Here is a 19825-nt window from a genome sequence, read left to right as displayed (position 1 = left end):
CTCGTCTCAGAATGATCGGCGTGTCCGCTATGGCTGTCCTGGCAATGCATTTTGGCACAGAGGCCGAGCTTGTCACACAGGGCACGGTGGCCCGACACTTCGGTCAAATGGCGAGGTCCAGCGGGAGGTCGCTAATATCCTTAAGGCGTCTGCCGTCGACCATGGAGTCGAGCAGAGCAATGTGCTCGTCATCCCCGGAATCCCGGACGGCGGTCTCCAGCTCGTACAGCGCGAAGTGGTAGACGGTATCGATGTCGCCCGTGCCCAGCGCGAGCGAGGAGATTCGCGAGAGGGTTGGCTCACCGGTGACAACCACGATGTGTGGCACCTGGCCTTTTCGGTTCCGGATCAGGTTGAGTGCCTCGGTGCGAGCGTTCTGGGCGCGGTCCGAGCGGAGGGTCCACTTGCACGAGACAACCGAGTGAAGGATCGGGTCAGGCTGGACCGAGCACCGAAGGCTTGCGTGTGTAGCGACGCTCTCGTCGACCAGGAGTGTCCCGGCGTTGAGCACGGCGTCGCTTACTGGATTCCGGGCGATGATGACGTCGGGAGCAACGACGTATGCGTTGCCTAGCGATGCCCTCAGCATTGGATCAGCCTTTACCGCACGGTCCAGGTCGGCCAGATGGCGGTACTGTTCGAACTGAGAGACCCCGCTAGCGTTCCGCCCCGTGATCTTGCGGATGTCCCAATCCCCAGGCCGCAAAGCCGACAGCGCCGGGAAGGAACTGTTGAGATAAGCTGCCACAGCGTCCTCGAACGTGTTACCCGATGTCTGGCCCGCTGCACGCTCGTTAACCGTCTCGACCTTGAGCTTGTTCGCGATCGCCTGAGCCCACATGACGGACCGAGAGTTCTGCTTGTCAGCGTTGCTCGGCACTCCGTTCCTGTCGACGGTTAGCGTTCCCGACGCCAGCAAGCTCGCATGGAACTCTCGCCGCTCCTGTGCGAGGAGCACGGGGCTCTCAGCGAGAGCTTCTGTGGAGTCGTCGACACGCCTTGAGCCGGAGGTGTCGTGGTCAAACGAGGGCTGAGTCATCAGCAAGGTCTCCCTGGTTCACAGTGGCCGGTGGGGCTGCGTGCAGTCCGCAAGATACACGCGCGTGCCGCCAGGTTCGGCACAGGCCCACCTGAGGGGGTGAGATCCGTGCTCACATTGGCGCCCAGCCTGTCCCCTAGCGGGGAAGTCGGCCATACTCCCGCTCGTGACTACCGATGCTGAGTACCCGCCCGACGCGTACACGCCGGGAGGCGTCCTCTGGTGGCAGCTGACCGTGAGGCCTGGAACCGAAAAGCAGCCCTTCGGCCAGACGTCCCGCTTGGCGGCCTGGCTATGGTTCAACAAGAAAGCTGGCAGCCAGTTCACGATGAACGAGTTGCGCGGCGCGCTGGGCAAGGACATCGACGGGAAGTCCGAGCACCTGAACCGCCGCCTCCGTGAGCTGCGCGAGAACGGCTGGGTCATTCGCTCGCACAGGGACGGAGGCCGCAAGCTCCGCCACGATGAATACTGCATCGACAAGTTTGGTGCTCGCTACTGGCTCAAGGAAGAGCGTCGGCAGCACAGGAAGGTTGTTCCGTCTGCCAGAGTTCGGCGGCTCGTGTTCGAACGGGATGGACACCGATGCGTGCTGTGCGGTGTTGGAGCACGCGAAAGCTATCCGGGCGAATCAGATACGAATGCTCGTTTGACGATCGGCCATCGGATCCCTCAGGAGCGCCTGCGGTCTCGTGCTGCGGCAGACGACCTGGATAACTGGCATACGGAGTGCGCACGCTGCAACGAGCCGGCACGGGACCAGATGCCGGACCCGCACCGTTACGACGAGGTTCTAGTCCAAGTACGAGCACTGCGCGCCCAGGACAAGAGGACGCTGCAGTTGTGGCTTACGCGTAGTGAGCGCGGCCGGAGCGATCTTGACCGCGTTTATGACCTAGCTCGGGTGCTCGGAGCGTCCGACCGTGCCCAACTGCGAGAGTACCTAGAAGGCGCCAACCACTAAGTCGTGAGAACTCGTAGCGCAGCATGCACGGGATCAGCGCGGATTTCGTGCTCCCAAACACGCACGGCCGTCCACCCGAGTTCCTCGGCTTCCTGGGTCGCAAGGACGTCACGTTCTCTCGTGCGCGTCATCTTCGCTGTCCACAGGTCGGCGTTGGGGCCTTCGAATCTCTTGCGCCTCCCGTGCTCGGGGCAGGAGTGCCAGTAGCATCCGTCAACCCATACAGCGATCCGGCGGCCAGGAAGTACGAAGTCGGGAGCCGAAGCTGGTCCGAGACGCCGGTGCAACCGGAACCGTGCTCCCAAGGCATGAAGTGCGCGGCGCAACTCGACCTCGGGCGTGGTGTTCCTGCTCTTGCGCCCCGAGAGGCTTGGGCTCGACTTCGTGCTAACCCACTGCTCCACCATAGTTCCAGCCTACGAGGTGGTCTCAGCTGATCCGGTTCCGCGCTGTCGCGAACGCAAGGTGGCGGTCGTGGTCGCCTTGGCCGACGAACCCCTTGAAGGCGCCGAGCATGTAGGTTCGGTCCTCGTCCTCACCGTCAGTCTTGATGTGGAAGTCGCGCGAGAGCAAGCCTAGGCGCTGCTCAAATTCACTCGGGTGGATGTTTCCGCCTGCCGCCTTAATCAACTGCTTCGCGCTGAGGGGTCCGTCAGCGGCCTTGAGGGCGACGTAGATCGGTTCATGCTGCATCGCCTCGGCCTCGGCCTCCGCGAGGTCCTTGGGGCTTCCATCTCGCATGAGGGCGGCACGGATCGCCCCTCCAACAGCCCGTGCCACCGGTGGTGGGAATGCGTTCCCGATCTGGCGGTACTGACTGGTCTTCCTACCTTCGAAGTTCCATGCGTAGTCACCGTCGTCGAGCCAGCCCTGGAGCACCTTGACCATATCGATCGTGAGCTTCGGGATGTGATCGAGGCCGTGCTCCTTGGGGTTTGGAGCGTCGTTGGCAATGCCCATCGCATCAACACCAAGTTCTGCCCAGGCGCGCTTGGCACGTGTCGGGCCTAGGTCAGCACCACCGTGCTTCTTCGACCCGCCGACGATAGTCGGGGCAATGCCCTGGTTCGCCTTGCGACGCCAGGCGTCGGCGCCCGGCCAGCGGTGCGTGTTCATAAGGTCGTAGAGGGCGTCCCCAACGCCCCCGGCGTAGGGAGTCTTCTTAGGCCAGTTGAAGTGGCGAGCATCCTCCTCGTCATGCAAAGCGACGAGGATGAAGCGCGGGCGCAGTTGCGGAACCCCGTAGTCGCGCGCCTCCAGGAGCTTCCAGTCCGACCAATAGCCAAGCTTGCTAAGCCGGTCTTTCACCCACTGCCGGTAGGCCGCGAATCTCGGCATCGATAGGCCACGGACGTTCTCAAGCATCACTGCGCGAGGTTTCATCCGCCCGACCAGCTCAACAGCCCAGGCGAAGAGATCACGTTCGTCGCTGGTACCAAGCTGCTTGCCCGCGATCGAGAACGGCGGGCACGGCACGCCGCCAGCGAGAAGATCGATTCCCACATAGTCATCTGGGTTCCAGACATGTCGTTCACCGTCGAACTGTTCACCCGGTTCTGGTACGGCCGCGACATCGCCCACAGCCACCCTCATGTCCCACCCAAGACGCCTGCCGTTCGTGCTCAGGGTCTTCGCCGCGGTCTCGTCGATCTCGACGGCAAGCGAGTGCTCGAACTTGGCTAGATGGAGCCCGAGGCTCTGCCCGCCCGCACCGGCACAGATCTCGACGACGCGAAGTTCAGACACTCTCTGCTCCTTGAAAATTTGTCAGACTGCGGATCACGTTCGGCTCATTCAACACGCTGTCACTGACACTCACCCGGCCTAGGCCACGGCTCGTAGTGTGTAGCGAACCACAGTAGGCCCGGCCAGCACCGATGTCTGCGAGGCGGCGAACGTCACACGCTGTGTGAACGGGCCGCGGGCCGGTCGTGCTCGGCTACATCGCCGCCCACACCAGCGCCCAGCGCAGCAGCAGCGCGAGGTCGTAATCGCATGCGCGCAAGCCGGGGGCCTGGCGGACCCGCTGCAGCATCGCGGCGACTCAAGGGCGGAGCCTCCGGATCTCGGTGATGGCGTTGCGATCGATGAAGCGTGCGCCGTCCGGCTCGAAGCCGTGCTTGCGGTAGAACGCCTGAGCACGCGGGTTCGGGTCCGCTACCCACAGTTGAGCAGGTCCGGACGGAAGCACCGCACCGAGAAGTGCCGCGTCGGCGCCCGATCCGTGGAGTTCGGGCAGGACATACAGTGACCACAACTCCCGATCGTGCACGGGCGCGAAGTCCTCCTTGACCCGGGCAGGGCCGACCTGCGCGAAGCCGACACGACCGTTCACTTCGGCGATGACAGGCCGACAGGCCAGCCCTCACGCTCATTGGCTCTGAGACGCGTGGCGCAACGCTGCACGCGACGCTCGACGGTGTCGGTCAGCCAGTGCTCCCCGGGCAGCAGGTTGGCTTAGGCGTGACGCCAAGTGGAGTGATGGACGACGGCCACCTGCTCGGCGTCACCCGCAACGGCGTCGCGGATCATAGGATCAACGCAGTTCGGCGGGTTGGTTGTCCCATCGCCGCGCGCCGTTGCAACGTTGCCGCGATCATCAGTAGAGCGACGAGGGGGCCGTGTGAGCCGATCGGGACAGCCGGCCCATCAACGCCGCGAGCGGTTGATCGCCAGGCGCAAGGCGATGGGCCTGTCGCAGGAGATGTTCGCCGAGCGCCTCGGTGTGGACCGCACGACAGTGGCCCGCTGGGAGGCTGGTACCAGTGAACCCACGCCTTGGACGCGCCCCACGATGAGCAAGGTCCTCGGGATCACGGCCGAAGATCTCGATGAGTTCCTGCGGCCCGCACCCCAGCAATACTCAACGACGACGGTAGCGATCTGCGGCAGCCGCCCAGCCGGTCACAACGCCGCCCTCATCGATGCGACAGTTGCCGAACTGGCGCGCATCGTCGCGTCGACCGAAGTTAATGTCAGCCATGGACCCGTCGGGATCGGGATCGAGGTCATCACCTACGTGGCCGACCAGTTCCGCCCGGGCGGCTTCACCCGAACCACGGCACGCTTCGGCCACGCGAACGTCGTCGACGGCGTCGACCTTGTACTGATCGTCGGAGGAGGTGCGGGTACCGCCGCGGAAGCCGCAATCGCGGCCGACGCCGGCACACCAGTCCTGCCCTTTCCCCGCACGGGCGGCGCAGCCGCGACGTGCCTGGACAGAGAGTCATTCCAACAGTTACTCCCAGCCGGTACGGTCACGGCGTTGACCGAAGCCGCGACGGCCGCCGCCTACGGCGCGCTCGTCGAACAAGCCATCTCAACCAGGACAGGAAACCCAGGATGATGCAACGCCCGCACGTGCTGCTGTCGGTGGCCGCATCGCTCGACGGCTACATCGACGACACCAGCGAGAACCGGCTCATGTTGTCCAACGACGAGGACTTCGACCGCGTCGACGCCGTCCGTGCAGGCGTCGACGCGATCCTGGTCGGGGCGAACACGATCCGCGCCGACAACCCGCGCCTCATGGTCCGCTCCGAGGAACGCCGCGCCAAGCGCGTCGCCGACGGCAAGCCCGCCACCCCCACCAAGGTCACCCTCACCACAACCGGCGACCTCGACCCCGAAGCACGGTTCTTCACCACCGGCGACAACGACAAGATCGTCTACACCACCGACCAAGCCGCCTCGGACCTCACTGCGCGGCTGGCCGATGGCGCGACCGTCGTCTCCCTCGGCGCAGACGTCACCCCAGCCGCCCTCCTGAACGACCTGGCCGACCGCGGGATCGAACGGCTCATGGTCGAGGGTGGCGGCGCAATCCACACCATGTTCCTCACCGCCGGCCTGGTCGACGAGCTCCACCTCGTCTACGCCCCGTTCTTCGTCGGCGAACAGAACGCCCCACGATTCGTCCGCCCCGGCACGTTCCCACAGGACGCCAACCATCGCATGGCCCTCGCCGAGACTCGCGCCATCGGGGACTGCGTCCTCCTCCGCTATCTCCCCGAGAACTGACTGCGCCTGCGCATCGTCAAACCGACAAGAGTTCGCGGAACGCCCATGCCGATCAGAAATCCTCGAGCCGGATCCCCGCCTCGGCTCGAACGCGCGCAGCCTCCGAAGCCGGAACCCATTCGACCTCGTAGACCCCGATACGAGCCTTGTCCGTCATCAGCATGCTTCCTGCATAGTCGAACAATCCCTGCCGCATCTCGGTGACGTACGACCACGGCGGGTAGTCCTCGATGAGACGGTCCTTGGTCCCGTCGGCCCAGGCGATGACGAACCACACCCACCACCTGTTTCGGGGGCGTGCGAAGAAGTGGGTGACTTCGCTGGCGACATGGCCCTGGAACTCACCATCCCGCCGCAGGATCGCCACTCCGCCACGAAACGGGTCGAGAGTTGGGTCCGGTTCGGGCTCCCTCCGTGCGGGCCTTCGGCGGAAGATCATGAATCGCCCCTTGTCTTGAGCAACTTCCACGGCAGCCCGTCCGAACGTGATCCGGACGGGCAACGATCAGCCGAGCCGGGCCATTGCTGCCTTCAGCCGTTCCAGGGTCCGCTCGCGGCCCAGCACCTCCATCGACTCGAACAGTGGCAGCCCGACTCGACTCCCGGTGACCGCGACACGGACGGGGGCCTGTGTCTTGCCGAGCTTCAGCCCGTGCCCGGCACCGATCCCCTCCAGCGTCGTCTTCAGCGTGTCAGCATTCCAATCGATCGCTTCGTACCGCTCGATCGCAGCCTTGAGGATGTCGGCCGCGTGCCCGCCGCGCATCGCCTTGTCCCACGCCGCCTCATCGATCGCGGGCTCGTCCAGGAAGAGGAAGTCCACCATCTCCACGACGTCGCCCAGCAGCACGATCCGCGTCTGCACCAGCTCCGCCACAGCATCGAACACCGCCGGGTCGTACGCTCCGGCCGACCACGGCACGCCGTCGGACGCCAGCCACGGCTGCACCACGGCCGTGAACTCGGCCAGCGACATCGCGCGAATGTAGTCCCCGTTGAACGCCTGCAGCTTCTTGATGTCGAAGAACGCCGGGGACGGGTTCACGTCCTCCAGCCGGAACTCGGACACGATCTCGTCCCAGGGCACGATCTCCCGGTCGTCGGACGGGGCCCACCCCAGCAGCATCAGGTAGTTGCGCATCGCCTCGGCCACATACCCCTCGGCGCGGAAGTCCTCCAAAGCCACCCGGTCGCGCCGCTTGGACAGCTTCTGCCGCTTCTCGTTCACCAAGATCGGCGCGTGCGCCCAAGTCGGAGCCTGCGCACCAAGCGCCTCCCAGACCAGCTCCTGCTTGGGAGCGTTCGGCAAGTGCTCCTCGGCACGCATGACATGGGTGATGCCCATCTCCATGTCATCAACGACGTTCGCCAGCAGGAACACTGGTGAACCGTCACCGCGGGCGATCACGAAGTCCTCGATCAGAGCGTTCTCGAACTCCGGCTTGCCGCGCACGAGATCCACCACGACCGTGGTGCCCTCGTCTGGCGTGCGGAACCGCACCGCGCGCCCGTCACCGAACTCCAGGCCACGGTCACGGCAGAAACCGTCGTAGCCCTGGTGGCTCGACCTGGTACGTGCGATCACGTCCTCGCGCGCGCAGTCGCAGTAGTACGCCCGGCCATCGGCGAGAAGCTCGTCGATCGCTTCCCAGTGCTTGCCCGCGTAGTCCGACTGGAACAGCGGACCTTCGTACTGGGACTCGTCGATCCCCAGCCACGCCATCGCGTCCAGGATTCCCTGCACCCACTCCGGCTTCGAACGCTCGGCGTCGGTGTCCTCGATCCGCAGGACTAGCGACCCACCCGATTGCCGCGCGAACACCCAGTTGAACAGCGCCGAACGAGCGTTCCCGACGTGGAACATGCCCGTGGGCGAGGGTGCGAAGCGAACTCGGATCTCGGGATTGGTCACAGCGCAGAAGCCTGTCTGGACGCTTCTGAGATTCCGGTGTCTGTAATCCGTGCGGCTACAACGACATTGCGGTAGCCAGAGCTGACGGTGTGCACGTCGGCGCCTGCGGCCTGAGCCCCAACGGCGACGGCCCAGAGCCACCGTTCGATGCCGCCGTACCCGACGGGTGGGAACTGGTAGGTGCTGGGGAAGTCGCAGACGCCGACGAGCATGGGCTACTCCTTGGAGGTCGTGCCGTCCGGGTTGATCCGGGCGAAGCCGAGGTACTTGGTCAGGGCGTGCGGGAGCAGGACCGACCCGTCGGCCTGCTGGTGTTGCTCCAGGACGGCGGCCAGAGTCCGCCCCACGGGCAGGCCGGAACCATTGACAGTAGCTGCCGGGGTTGTCTTGCCGTTCTTGTCACGGGTGCGGATGCCGGCGCGGCGCCCCTGGAACGTGCCGAAGTCGGAGACCGAGGAGATCTCGCGGTAGGTGTTCTGGCTGGGGAGCCACACCTCGATGTCGTACGTGAGCTGGGCGGAGAAGCCGGTGTCGCCCGCGGCGAGAGTCACGACGCGGTAGGCGAGGTCGAGTTCATTGAGGCATGCCTCGGCGTGCTCAACCATGGCCTCCATCTCGGCGCGAGCATTCTCGGCGGAGGTGATCCGGACCATTTCGACCTTGGCGAACTGGTGCTGGCGGATCAGCCCTCGGGTGTCCCGACCGTACGAACCGGCTTCAGACCTGAAACATGGGGCCAGAGCGGTCAGAGCGATGGGCAGTTGGTCAGGAGCGATGATCTCGTCGGCGTACAGGTTGGTCAGCGGAACCTCGGCAGTGGGGATAAGAAAGAGGTCACGGTCTGCTACAGCGGTTCCGAAGAGGTCCGCTTCAAACTTCGGGAGCTGGCCGGTGCCGGTCATGGTCTTGCGCGTCACGAGGAACGGCACGGAGTGCTCCACGTACCCGTGACGTTGAGTGTGCAGGTTCAGGAACAACGTGGACAGGGCGCGCTCCAGCGCAGCTCCGGCACCGCGCAGCACGCTGAACCGCGGGCCGGACAGCTTCGTCGCCCGTCCGAAGTCGAGGATCCCCATGCCCTCTCCGAGATCGACATGGTCCTTCGGCTCGAAAGCGAAGACCGGTGGGTTGCCGACCTTGCGCTGTTCGACGGCGAACTCCTCCGAGTCGCCATCAGGTGCGTCGTCCGAGGGAAGGTTGGGGATTTCCAGGAGCGCTGTGGTGAGCTTGTCGTCGGCGTCCTCGATGTCCTGCTCGGCCTCGCGGATCCGGTCCTTGAGCTTCCGAGCAGTCTCCTTGAGTTCCTCGACGTCGCCGCCGTTCCTTCCGGCCTGCCCCACCTCGGAAGCGATCCTCTTGGACTCCGCGCGCAAGGAGTCAGCCGCCTGGATGCTGGAGGTCCGCCGGCTCTGGAGCTGAGACAGCTCGTCGAGGTCGAGCCTGTAGCCGCGTCGGGCCAGGCGTCGGACGGCCTCGTCGCCAAGGCTGATCAGGTCGCGCACGTCGTGCATGGGAACTCGATTCTTCGTGCAGTGTGGACAGGGCACTTGACGCTAGCAAAGGACCAGGTAGTGGCACTCGCCCAGCTGGAGGGATGGGGCCCCGGCTCGAACACCTCACGGTCCGCCAGCCCTTCGACGAGGATCTGCACCACGTCGCGGAGGACGTCGTCGGCCACTGTCCAAAGCTCTGCAGGCTCGGCCTCCGCACGATCCGCGAGAACGACGAGCGACCAGTCTGGCCCCCCTGGCCACCGTCGACCTCGCAGCCCGCGCGGAAGGCGCAGAGGAAGGCGCCCATCCGTGGCCGGACCGCCGAGACGCGCTGACGCACTTGCAGGTCACATCGAGCCTGGCGGCGCGCGCAGTGCATACCGGTCCCCAACTGCGAAACTGGGCCACAATGACACTCGACGAACTGCTCGCCGTGCCCGGCCTCGTCGTCGGACGGCCCGCTGACCCCGCGACGATCCGTGCCTGCGAGAACACCCTCGGCCATCCGATGCCGGGTGATCTCGCCCATGTTCTCCTGCGGGCCGACGGGATCGTTCGTGACCACGAGGACCTCGTCCGAACGGTCGAAGACATCGCCCGAACGAACGCCGAGTTCCGGGGCGGAACGTTCGGCAACCTGTACATGTCGTTCGACGACGCCGTCTTCTTCGGCGACCCGGCCGACGGCGACCAGTTCTTCATCGCCACCACCGGCATCCAGCAGGTCTACCAGTGGGACCACGAGACGGACAGCCGCACCTGGGTGGCGTCCTCCGTCACCGACTACCTGGAGCGATGCATAACGGTCCGACGCGGCGATCGTCCTGAGGATGAGGGCTGAGAGTTGATCGGGGCCGGCGGCGACTCACGTGCATCGGGCCGTCCCCTCACCTCCAGGCGAGCATCCTGTCTGCCCTTGGCGCTAACAGCTGACCAGACGTTCGCCTGAGACGTATCCCGTTGCCTACTGGTGTCTGAGGTGCGCTCTGGCAAGCAGCGACGTCGTACACGTTCCAACGTGTCCTATACGCAGTCCCAGGTAAACCGGCCCTCGAGGCAATCCGGGCTCAGGAATGCGTACCCAGTCCCGCCGCCGAAGTCGATCGCGGGTTCGTCCCAGTCGTCGAAGCCGTCGAGCTGGAAGAAGAAGTGCCAGCCGTCCGGCACAGGCAAGGGCAGGTGCGGCTGCCACAGAACGGGCCTGCCACCGATGTAGCTGCGAGGGGCGAGCGTCACCTCCTCGGGGAACTGAGCGGGAAGCCCATTGCGCTCTGCCTCGCAGTAGTCTGCGGCGAGTTCCAGCCACCGCTCTACCTCAGCGTCGATCGGCACGAAGTTGATGGACCGTTCGACCGAGGGTCCGTCGTTCCACTCGGGTCCACGCTTCCAGAGGGTCGGCCCCGTCGCGGAGGCGACAGTCTTGATGAACGCCGGGACACGTCCGCCGGGCTGGACGATGAGCGCGTTCTCGCCGCCGTCGGCCTCCCACGTGAGCCCCTTGTCGCCATCCGTCCTGAAGAGATAGGCCATCCGTTGCACGTCGCCGGGGATCGGGAACTGCCCGATGAACATCATCTGCTCACCGTTGGCCGCGGACTGCGGCCACTGGTGCCGGTCCCGCCACACGGGTTGCCCACCGAGCTTTGCCCGCCCACCGGTGATCGGGGCACTGACCGGGGCGAATGCCATTTGCCGTCTCGGCTTCAACCAAGCGGCACCCGGGTCAGCGCCCGACACTCTCGTCTGCTCCACGGCCCACATCATGCCGGGAACCACGGAGTCGTTGGCAAGCGCTCCTCGACGATCCTGGTCGACCACGATGCTGCCACGCCGGCTCCGACGCGGCAGTACACCGGTCACATCCGTTCCGGCGCGGCGATGCCGAGCAGGTCGAGCCCCGCCGCCAGGGTGCGCCCGGTGAGGTCGCACAGCGCCAGCCGGTTGCCCCGTACCGCGGCGTCGTCTGCCTTGAGGACGGGGCAGGCGTCGTAGAAGCGGGTGAAGGCGGTCGCGACGTCGTACAGGTAGCCGCACAGGCGGTGCGGCTCGAGCGTCGTGGCTACGTCGCGGAGCGTAGCGTCGAAGGCGTCGAGAGTCAGGGCCAGGTTCTTCTCGGCCGCGTGCGCCGCGACGGTGGCATCGACCTGCCCGATGATCTCGCCGGCCTTGCGCAGGATGGATCGCACCCGGGCGTGCGCGTACTGGAGGTAGACGCCGGTGTTCCCGGTGGTGGCGACCATCTGGTCGACGTCGAACACGTAGTCCTTGGTGCGGGTGTTGGACAGGTCGGCGTACTTGATTGCCGCGGTCCCGGCCGCGCGCACGACGTCGCCCAGCTCCTCGTCGGTGAAGTCGTGCTGCTTGTCCTCGAGCACGACGCGGACGGCCGCTTCGGCGTCGTCGAGCAGGTCCGCGAGCCGGACGGTCTTGCCCGAGCGCGTCTTGAACGGGCGCCCGTCCTTGCCCAGCACGGTGCCGAACCGGACGTGTTCGGCGTGGACCGAGTCCGGGAGCCAGCCGGCCCGGCGGGCGGTGTCGAACACCATGGTGAAGTGCAGCGCCTGGCGTGCGTCGACGACGTAGAGAATCCGGTCGGCCTTGTACTCCTCGACCCGCAGACGCATCGTGGCCAGGTCGGTGGCGGCGTAGCCGAACCCGCCGTCCTTCTTGCGCACGATCAGCGGGACCGGGTCGCCCTCGGGGTTGTTCACGCCGTCGGTGAAGGTGACCATGGCGCCGTCGGACTCGCTCGCGATGCCCTTCGCCACGAGGGCGTTGACCACGCCGGGTAGGGCGTCGTTGTGGCGGGACTCGCCGTCGAAGTCGCCCTCGTCCAGCAGGACTCCGAGGCGGTCGTAGATGACCTGGAACGCCTTCTCGGACTCGGCGACCAGATCACGCCACACTGCGACCGTTGCTTCGTCGCCGGACTGGAGCGCGACGACGCGGGCACGGGACCGGTCGGCAAACGCCGCGTCGGCCTCGAACTCGGCGCGGGCGGCCTTGTACAGGGCATCCAGGGCGGACATGGTGTCGGCGCCCTTGCCCTTCCAGGAAGCCTCGGGGTGCTCGTCGAGGTACTGGATGAGCATGCCGAACTGGGTGCCCCAGTCGCCGATGTGGTTCTGCCGGGTCACGTCCGCGCCCAGGTGACCGAGCACGCGCACGAGCGCGTCGCCGATCACGGACGAACGCAGATGGCCGACGTGCATCTCCTTGGCGACGTTCGGCGCCGAGTAGTCGACGACCACCCGCTCCCCCGCGCGCGGACTGCTCACGCCGAGGCGCGCGTCGGCCAGGCGCGCTGCGACGGCCGACCAGGCGACGTCGTCGGGCACGGTGAGGTTGAGGAAGCCTGGACCGGAACAGGTTGTCACCCAGCCCGCATACCGAAGCTCCCTGGCGACATCTATCGCGATCACAGAAGCAGGGATCCCCACCTTCTTGGCCACGGCGAGCACGCCGTTGGCCTGGAAGTCGGCGCGGTCGGATCGTCGGACCACCGGGTCGGTGCCGGCCAGCTCGGCCGGGAGCACCTGGGTCAGGGCAGCCTGAACAGCTGCCTCCACCTGGGCGGAGATCGCGACGATATCGGTCACGCGGGAACCTCTCGTTGAGAAGGGAGTGCTCCGTGCAGAGCGCGGCCAGTCTACGGAGGCACACGCCGGTGGGGTGTTGACAGGGCTACGTTGGCGCCGTGGCAAGAAAGCAGCAGAAGGTGCCGGAGCATCACTACTCCGGGCCTACGACAAGAGATTCGGCGGTGCTCCAGCGGGCGCTTGTGGGCGCCACGACGGCGGATGTCACGGTCGGCAGCTACCTTGCCTTCTCGGTACGACGACGTCCTCGACGATGCAGCGCTCAAACGCGTCACCGTCATACGTCGTGGACGATCGAGTCGGCACTGGCTTGGTGGGGCACATCTCACCGAGCCGGAAAGGTTTCACCCACCCGAATCAGCGGGGAATGCCCACCCGGCCGCTAGGTTCAACCTGGTAGCCGACGACTCGATCATCGATCCCGACGGTGGCGTCCCATGCGTTCGACCGTCACCGCTCGACGCCTCCGATGAGTCGGCTCTAGCTCGACCACGAAGAGTCCTGATCGCGGGGGCTCTGCCTACCTACGCTTCAGGAGCCGACTGTGGACGAAAAGGTTCAGCTGATCAGTGACGGCGATGGCCTGGCGGTCATCGGGAATCGAGCGGTTGTCGAACGCTTCCTCGTTTCTGAGGGACTGTCATCGGAGGACCTCGGACTGCACCGGCTCGGCGCGACCCTCGGTACCGCGGCAGGATGCGCACAGGCAGGTTCCCAGATAGCAGCCAGTTCGGGCTGCTGGGTGAAGTTGACTGAGGAGTCAGCGCAGCTTGTTACCAAGTACGGGCTCAGGACGAGCTCGAAGACAGGTCTCAGCACAGGCGTGCTGAGGGGCAGCAACGGCCAGATCCGGGGGTTCGTCCAATTCGTGAAGACGCCCGGATCGCTTCTGACGAGCCCGGCGATGCTTGCGGGTGCCGCGGGGATCATGGCACAGCTGGCGATGCAACAGGCCATGGAAGAGATCACCGACTATCTCGCCACGATCGACGAGAAGATCGACGACGTACTCCGCGCCCAGAAGGACGCGATGTTGGCGGACATGATCGGAGTGGACCTTGTCATCGAGGAAGCCATGACCGTCCGAGAGCATGTGGGTCGGGTCTCCGAGGTCACATGGTCGAAGGTTCAGGCGACCTCGATGATCATCGCGCGCACCCAGGCATATGCGTTGCGTCAACTCGACGCGCTCGCGGAGAAGCTTGAGCACAAGGCCAAGATCGGTGATCTCGCCAAGGCATCGAAGGAAGCCGAGTCCAAGGTCATGGAGTGGCTCGCGGTCCTGGCGCGTTGCTTTCAATTGCAGGATGCGATCGCCGTGCTCGAACTCGACCGCGTGCTGGAGGCGTCGCCAGACGAGCTAGACGAGCATCGCCTCGCGCTGAAGGTCGCCCGACACAAGCGCCTGGAACTCATTTCGCAGAGCGCCGAGCACCTGATGGCGCGGATCGAGGCAGCCGCCGGCATCGCCAACACGAAGGTGCTGCTGCACCCAACCGCATCACGGGCTGTGGTGCATTCGAGCAACCGTGTAGCGACCGCCGTCGTTGACTTCTACCGACGGCTCGGGATTGAGCGCGGTCGGCAGTCGCTGGAGGCCAGGCGATGGGTAGACGCGGCCACAGAGGTGAAGGACAAAGCGCTCGAGACGGGAGCAGAGGGCGTCGATACCGCCAGGCGTCTCGGCAACGAGACCCTCCACCGAGCCATATCGGTAACAGGACGACTCTCCAGCGGGATTGCCGAGCAAACGCTCCGTCAACGCTCGAACGACGAGGAAGACCTCCGGCAGCAATGATCGACAGCGGCAGTGCCGGACATGATCAAAGTCCGGCGCCACAGCCGTGCCGCGTCCGACTGGTAGGTAGCCAGTGGCGACCGTTGTCACGTGCACGATGATCGTGCGCCGCAGCTCGCGAGCTCGATCGTGATCACTTTCCTCGGTAGCTGCGGTGGCCACGCGGTCGATCAGGTGCCCATGGGCGTGGTCGTGCGGCCGTGACAGTCTCTGTTTGGCGAAGCGGAGCGCGTCGTCGCTCATACCGACGGAATCGTGTCTGACGCTGTGCGGTCCTTCGGTGCAACCGGCATTCGGCTGAGACTCGGCGGGCGCGACGCCCTCGGGCTCGCCACTGTGCACACCGACGATGCTCTCGCCCTGCTCATGCCGGTGCGGGTTGGCGGGCAGGGGGTTGCGACCAGTCGCCGGGTCGGCTCGACACCCCGCGCCGCCGTTGGCCAGCATCGCCGCCCCGCAGCCCGACGTACGCCTCTCTCCCCGTCGCCGGTACCACCTATTGTGAGTAGCCATGAGCCTTTCGGACTATCTCGACATCACGATCGCCGAGGCCGAGCGTCAGTGGCGCGAGATCCTGTCCCGTCAGGAGCCCTCGGAGAATCACCCTCGGATCAATCATTCCCCCGTTGAGACGCTCCTCGCGGGCGCGGTGCGCGTCGTGGCGAACGTCAGAGCAGGCGGTGGAAACAGCCGTACCTTCCCGTTTCCCGTACCCGAACTTGCACGACTTTTTCGACGCAAGCCAAACGGTGTTGCCTCCAAGGTTCAGAACCTCTCCGGCGTACCCGGTCGGAACCGCGGCGCTACCACCGACATCGAACTTGGTCGACGCCTTGCGGCGGAGCCGGAGCGCGTCGCAAAGACCTACCGCGTCGTCGTCACGGCAGCCCGAAACGTCGGCATTGGCAGAGATCGACTTCCCGACTTCCTCGGCCTGGAGCACGGCGGCTCGATGGTGCTGCTCGGGCAGGAGGAGATCGACGAGTCTGATCTGCAGACCGCTGTCGAGAAGGAGATGCGCCGACGCCTGCTGGAGAACGTCGAAACCGACGCCGCAACCGAGCGTGCACTGATGCGGATGCTCCGAATCGGGCAGAGCGCCTTCGCCTCCGAGGTGCTGCGCAACTACGGCGACGCATGCGTGTTCTGCGGGTTCACGCTCGGCGACGGGCAACGCCCCACCCTCCTTCGAGCCGGGCACATCAAGCCGTGGCGCGACTCCAATCACCAAGAACGCCTTGATGTCGCCAATGGCATCGCGGCATGCCCCACGCACGATGCCGCGTTCGACACGGGCCTGATGACGCTGGACAGCGCTGCCGACCATCTCGTTGTGCGCTTCGCGCCGCGTCTCGCTGCCGCAGTAGGCAACAACCCGGCGGCCGCCGTGCAGTTCACGGGTCACGGCTTGCGGCGACGGATCGATCTGACTCTCCCGGCGGTCCCGCCCGAAGACAGGTATCTCGCCTGGCACCGTGAGCGGGTCTTCGGAGAGGACCAGCCCAGCAAAGCGTCCCAGTAGTCCCGGATCGGCGGGCTCATCCGGGAGGACCTCGACGAGCTGACCCACCGCCTTGTGATCACGACTCCCTCGAGCTGCTCTGCTTGATGCGGCCCGACAGGCCTGCCTGGAACGGCAGCGGGCGGAAGACACGCGCGAAGTCAACGAAGATCCTGGCGACCTGTCAGGCGCGAGTCGAAACTGGGCTCGCCGGGGAACACGCCGTGACCATCCGGCCATAGAACCTGTCGGGCGCCTCGACTGAACTCGCCGGCAAATTTCAGTGCCTGAGGCAGGTTCGCTTCCACGTACTCCTGGTCGACCGAACCGATGAGCACGTCGAACCCATCGAGTACTCCTTGAAAGGGAAGGGCCATGTCTCACCACAACTCACCCGCCACGCCGCCTGTTCACCTGGTGACCCTCGCCGATGCCGCCGCGCACTTCCACGTGTCCGTGAAGACGCTGCGCCGCCGCATCGCCGACGGCACCATCACCGGCTACCGCATCGGCCGGCTCATCCGGGTGGACCTCGACGAGCTGACTCGGCGCCTTGTGGTCGCGATCCCTGTAGTCCATTCGACGCGGCCCAACACCACCTAACGAGCCGGGTGGTACGACCTCATGTTTCGTGATGTCATCGCGCCAATTCTGCTGCACAAGGAGCGAGTCACGGGCGGTCCTCCGCTCGCCCGCGATCAGAGCCCCTGGATCTGTACTACCTTCCGGCGAGTGAGTGATCGCGTACGGAAGCCGGATTGGGAGTCGCTCCTGAGGTGGACGGCATGGGTGACGAACGACGCCGACGCCGCCATGGTCACCGACGCCCTGCAGCACGTCCTGACCGGCAAGCGCCTGATCGCCGTCAGATACGCCGATGTCGACCACGGCGCGGCGATCCCCTACTGGCGCGAAGGTGACCGCGACAACCTCGGGCACGGAATCGAACTCGACTTCGCCGACGGCTCGACGTGGTCGATCATCTGGGAACAGCGTGGCTCCCAGGACGGCCTCGATATCTGGTGCGGACCGCTGATGCCCGTCCATCTCAGGGAAGCAAGATTCTGGGACGTGACGCGCCGCTGGCGCCGCCGCGGGCCGCGTACGATCACTGATCTCCAAGTCTTCTGGTGGCCAGAACGCCCTGCCTGGGAGTGCGGCTCGCCCGGGAGCCTCAGCCTGGGTGGTCTGGTCCTGCGCGACCACGCCCGTGATCGGCAGGCGATCATTACCATCGACCACCGCTTCGACGTCAACGTCTACTTCACTCCTGGGCGGGCTCGTCGCGATGGTCACTTCAACAAGAACTACCTCGAATTCGGAAAAGAGCCGCTGCGCACTGAAGACGGAACGGCCAGCGACCGGTGATCCACTGAGGTTTTCTCGCCTCGTTCTTCGGTGTGAGATAGCTGTGTCGAGGACCGCTGGCACGTCTGTGGGGCGGAGTGTATGTCTGTGACCTGCGAGATTGGTCTTTTCTCAGTCGGAAGCAGCAGAGTGTACTCATTGAGTGCCAGGTATGTTGAGCACAAGGGAGAGATTTGGTGAGTAACCCGTGGGGGCGTGATGACCGGTGCGCGATGATCAATCGCATTGGCGGTCAAGATGCGGCTATTGCAGCTGATTCCCTGCTGGAATTGACCTATTGTGAAACGAATCTTGTGTGGCTTGAGGGTTTCCTGTTGCGCCAGGCGAGGGAGCACCCCGATGAAAATATTCGCGGACTCGCGGTCACGTGCATTGGGCATGCTGCTCGCATCAATAGGACAGTTGCAAGTGACTCGGTCTATCGCTCCTTGCGCCAATTTCTGATGGACCCGTGCCTGTCCGCTCGTGCGCTAAACGCCATAAGCGATATCGATGTGTTCACAGGGCGGCATTGGTCATCCGTCCAGTGGATCATGCTCCAACTTTCGGCAATGCGCGTGCGATTGCGGGCGGGGGACCTTAGGTTCTGGCTAAGTTGATCTGTGGAACCTATTCAGCCAAGGGCGTTGCAAAGCTGATTTTTGAACCTCCGGGATGCGTGGGTTGTTCGGTGCATGGGTGGTCGGTGGAGAACGGCTCACACCCGAGCGGGTGGGACGATTCCGGACGTCGACAAGATGCCCGACGGGTCTATCCCGTGAGGTTTTCTCGCCTCATTTGGTGACGGGGCGCTCCCTCTCCACCCGCATCTCCTCCCCCACCGTCGCACTCATCCGCGCCGCCAGATCGATGTCCCGCGCCATCGTCGCCTTCTGATACCGCAGCACGACCGCGACGTCGGCATGTCCCCCTCGCCGCATCAGCTCTGCGAGCGTGGCCCCCTCCTGCGCGAACCGCGTGAGCCCGGTGTGCCGCAGGTCGTGGAACCGGTAGCCGTCCGGCAGACCCGCCACCTCCTCCCGGGCCACCGTCCACACCCCGTTCCACCGGGACGCCGACAGATGCTCCCCACTCCGCTCCCGAACCGGCACCACCGGCGCCATCCGCCCCGACCCCACCCGCTCGTCCAGGTGCTCCCGCAGCCGCTCGATCATCAGCGGCGGCACCGACATGGACCGCACCGCGTTGTCCGACTTCGGATCCGCCAGCTTCCCCGTGGTCCCGTTCTTCTGCCGCCGCACGTACAGCGTCGCCGCCGTCCGATCACCGTTCCAGACGATGTCCCTGCGCTGCAGCCCGAGCACCTCCCCGCGCCGCAGCTGGCACCACGCCGCGAACAGCACCGCGATGCGCCACGGCTGCGGCACCGCCCGATACAGCGCATCGACCTGAGCGGGTGTCGCGACGTCGTCCTCGGGAGTGTGCGCGTCGTCGTGCCGCACCGACTTGCGGGCGGGCGTCATCACGTCCGGCATCGTCGCCAGCAGACCGTCCTTGACCGCCGCCCGCAGGATCATCTTGAGCGCGTCCACGACGTCGCCGGCAACCCCGTTGTGCCCCGCCCCCGGCTTCAACACCGAGGGCAGTGCGGTGAGCTCGGCCGCGAGCGCCCGCACCCTCGCGGTGTCGATGTCGCGGACCTTGACGTCGCCCAGCGGTTCGAGGAGGTAGTTGTTGATGCGCCCCCGGTAAGACGTCACCGTTCCGGGCCGACGACGTCGCCCTCCCTTGCCGGGCTCGTGCGCGATCCGCTGGAGCCACTGCTCGGCGTAGTCGCGGAACGTGACGTCCCGGAGCGCCGCCGCTTCGGCCTCGGCACGCCGCCGTCGGACGGCCTCGGCCGGAGGCTCCCACCGCCCGGAGGCGATCGTCTCGTGCATCCGGTTCAGCCACGCCCGGGCGTCGGTCTTCGTGAGGAAGGTCAGCGGCCGGTCGTCCTCGGTCCGTGCCGGATATGTCTCCCCGTCGGGCCCCGGGTACCGTGCCTGCCACCGCTTCGAGGGCAGCTTGCGCAGACTCCCCCATGCCTCGCGGCCCCGCCGCTTCGGCGTCGTCACCTGGCTCATCGTCGTGTCTCCCTGGTTCGCGTCGTGTCCGTCGTCGTGCCATCCCCGTGCCATAAGGGGCGGCA

General features: G+C 65.7%; 20 protein-coding genes. 8 read left to right on the top strand and 12 right to left on the bottom strand.

From position 1 onward, the window contains the following. Nucleotides 1-103: 103 nt before the first annotated feature. Nucleotides 104-1039, bottom strand: coding sequence for an NgoMIV family type II restriction endonuclease (locus J0911_RS00820; RefSeq protein WP_207273496.1), 936 nt, complete (start codon nucleotides 1037-1039; stop codon nucleotides 104-106). 166 nt (nucleotides 1040-1205) lie between these two features. Between J0911_RS00820 and J0911_RS00815 the strand changes: the two genes are divergently transcribed. Further along, nucleotides 1206-2003 carry an HNH endonuclease gene (locus tag J0911_RS00815; protein ID WP_207273495.1) on the top strand — a complete coding sequence of 266 codons (798 nt, stop codon included), beginning with the start codon at nucleotides 1206-1208 and terminating at the stop codon, nucleotides 2001-2003. On the opposite strand, the gene J0911_RS21265 is transcribed toward J0911_RS00815, so the two are convergent. The 3 genes from J0911_RS21265 to J0911_RS00800 form a co-directional block, all read right to left on the bottom strand. Next, nucleotides 2000-2410, bottom strand: a complete 411-nt coding sequence (locus tag J0911_RS21265; RefSeq protein WP_207273494.1) for a very short patch repair endonuclease — start codon at nucleotides 2408-2410, stop codon at nucleotides 2000-2002. The two genes, J0911_RS00815 and J0911_RS21265, sit on opposite strands and share 4 nt — an antisense overlap. Nucleotides 2411-2432: 22 nt before the next feature. Further along, nucleotides 2433-3749 (bottom strand): DNA cytosine methyltransferase, encoded by a 1317-nt coding sequence (locus J0911_RS00805; RefSeq protein ID WP_207273493.1) that lies wholly within the window; start codon nucleotides 3747-3749, stop codon nucleotides 2433-2435. Nucleotides 3750-4047: 298 nt separating this feature from the next. Next, the gene (locus J0911_RS00800; RefSeq protein WP_307864848.1) at nucleotides 4048-4338 is read right to left on the bottom strand and encodes a GNAT family N-acetyltransferase; all 291 of its coding nucleotides are present in this window, start codon (nucleotides 4336-4338) and stop codon (nucleotides 4048-4050) included. Nucleotides 4339-4626: 288 nt separating this feature from the next. Here J0911_RS00800 and J0911_RS00795 point away from each other — a divergent pair, with 288 nt between their 5' ends. Further along, complete coding sequence (locus J0911_RS00795; protein ID WP_207273492.1) at nucleotides 4627-5349, top strand: helix-turn-helix transcriptional regulator; 723 nt, start codon at nucleotides 4627-4629, stop codon at nucleotides 5347-5349. Continuing rightward, a complete protein-coding gene (locus tag J0911_RS00790; RefSeq protein ID WP_207273491.1) occupies nucleotides 5346-6023 on the top strand; it encodes a RibD family protein in 678 nt (225 codons plus the stop codon). Before J0911_RS00795 ends, J0911_RS00790 begins: the two co-directional genes overlap by 4 nt. Nucleotides 6024-6075: 52 nt before the next feature. Here the strand turns inward: J0911_RS00790 and J0911_RS00785 are convergent, their stop codons facing one another. The 4 genes from J0911_RS00785 to serS all read right to left on the bottom strand — a co-directional run bounded on the left by J0911_RS00785 (nucleotide 6076) and on the right by serS (nucleotide 9446). Continuing rightward, nucleotides 6076-6462, bottom strand: coding sequence for a hypothetical protein (locus tag J0911_RS00785; RefSeq protein WP_207273490.1), 387 nt, complete (start codon nucleotides 6460-6462; stop codon nucleotides 6076-6078). Between the two features lie 66 nt (nucleotides 6463-6528). Further along, nucleotides 6529-7935 carry a glutamate--tRNA ligase gene (gltX, locus tag J0911_RS00780; protein WP_307864847.1) on the bottom strand — a complete coding sequence of 469 codons (1407 nt, stop codon included), beginning with the start codon at nucleotides 7933-7935 and terminating at the stop codon, nucleotides 6529-6531. Continuing rightward, complete coding sequence (locus J0911_RS00775) at nucleotides 7932-8147, bottom strand: hypothetical protein (protein ID WP_207273489.1); 216 nt, start codon at nucleotides 8145-8147, stop codon at nucleotides 7932-7934. Before J0911_RS00775 ends, gltX begins: the two co-directional genes overlap by 4 nt. A 3-nt stretch (nucleotides 8148-8150) precedes the next feature. Next, nucleotides 8151-9446, bottom strand: coding sequence for a serine--tRNA ligase (gene serS / locus J0911_RS00770; RefSeq protein WP_207273488.1), 1296 nt, complete (start codon nucleotides 9444-9446; stop codon nucleotides 8151-8153). Between the two features lie 391 nt (nucleotides 9447-9837). On the opposite strand from serS, the gene J0911_RS00765 reads away from it, so the two are divergent. Next, entirely contained in the window at nucleotides 9838-10269 is a 432-nt protein-coding gene (locus J0911_RS00765; RefSeq protein WP_207273487.1) for an SMI1/KNR4 family protein, read from the top strand. A gap of 182 nt (nucleotides 10270-10451) precedes the next feature. Here J0911_RS00765 and J0911_RS00760 read toward each other — a convergent pair whose 3' ends face one another. Together J0911_RS00760 and argS are read right to left on the bottom strand one after the other, a co-directional pair. Then, nucleotides 10452-11180, bottom strand: a complete 729-nt coding sequence (locus J0911_RS00760; protein ID WP_207273486.1) for a hypothetical protein — start codon at nucleotides 11178-11180, stop codon at nucleotides 10452-10454. A gap of 104 nt (nucleotides 11181-11284) precedes the next feature. Further along, complete coding sequence (gene argS / locus J0911_RS00755; protein WP_207273485.1) at nucleotides 11285-13027, bottom strand: arginine--tRNA ligase; 1743 nt, start codon at nucleotides 13025-13027, stop codon at nucleotides 11285-11287. Between the two features lie 544 nt (nucleotides 13028-13571). On the opposite strand from argS, the gene J0911_RS00750 reads away from it, so the two are divergent. Both J0911_RS00750 and J0911_RS00745 read left to right on the top strand, forming a co-directional pair. Beyond that, nucleotides 13572-14825, top strand: coding sequence for a hypothetical protein (locus tag J0911_RS00750; RefSeq protein WP_207273484.1), 1254 nt, complete (start codon nucleotides 13572-13574; stop codon nucleotides 14823-14825). Nucleotides 14826-15336: 511 nt separating this feature from the next. Further along, nucleotides 15337-16347, top strand: a complete 1011-nt coding sequence (locus J0911_RS00745; protein WP_207273483.1) for an HNH endonuclease — start codon at nucleotides 15337-15339, stop codon at nucleotides 16345-16347. A gap of 140 nt (nucleotides 16348-16487) precedes the next feature. Here J0911_RS00745 and J0911_RS00740 read toward each other — a convergent pair whose 3' ends face one another. After that, entirely contained in the window at nucleotides 16488-16703 is a 216-nt protein-coding gene (locus tag J0911_RS00740) for a DUF4262 domain-containing protein (RefSeq protein WP_207273482.1), read from the bottom strand. Here J0911_RS00740 and J0911_RS00735 point away from each other — a divergent pair. Both J0911_RS00735 and J0911_RS00730 read left to right on the top strand, forming a co-directional pair. Further along, nucleotides 16702-16929: a helix-turn-helix domain-containing protein gene (locus J0911_RS00735; RefSeq protein ID WP_207273481.1), complete on the top strand. Its 228-nt coding sequence runs from the start codon at nucleotides 16702-16704 to the stop codon at nucleotides 16927-16929. The genes J0911_RS00740 and J0911_RS00735 overlap by 2 nt on opposite strands. A 186-nt stretch (nucleotides 16930-17115) precedes the next feature. Next, complete coding sequence (locus J0911_RS00730) at nucleotides 17116-17694, top strand: hypothetical protein (RefSeq protein ID WP_207273480.1); 579 nt, start codon at nucleotides 17116-17118, stop codon at nucleotides 17692-17694. 773 nt (nucleotides 17695-18467) lie between these two features. Here the strand turns inward: J0911_RS00730 and J0911_RS00725 are convergent. Continuing rightward, nucleotides 18468-19760 carry a tyrosine-type recombinase/integrase gene (locus tag J0911_RS00725; RefSeq protein ID WP_207273479.1) on the bottom strand — a complete coding sequence of 431 codons (1293 nt, stop codon included), beginning with the start codon at nucleotides 19758-19760 and terminating at the stop codon, nucleotides 18468-18470. Between the last annotated feature and the right edge of the window lie 65 nt (nucleotides 19761-19825).

The organism is Myceligenerans salitolerans (assembly GCF_017349295.1).
GTDB lineage: Bacteria > Actinomycetota > Actinomycetes > Actinomycetales > Cellulomonadaceae > Myceligenerans > Myceligenerans salitolerans.
The sequence above is the reverse complement of the archived record's forward strand: the minus strand, read 5'-3'. Positions and strand labels throughout refer to the sequence as shown.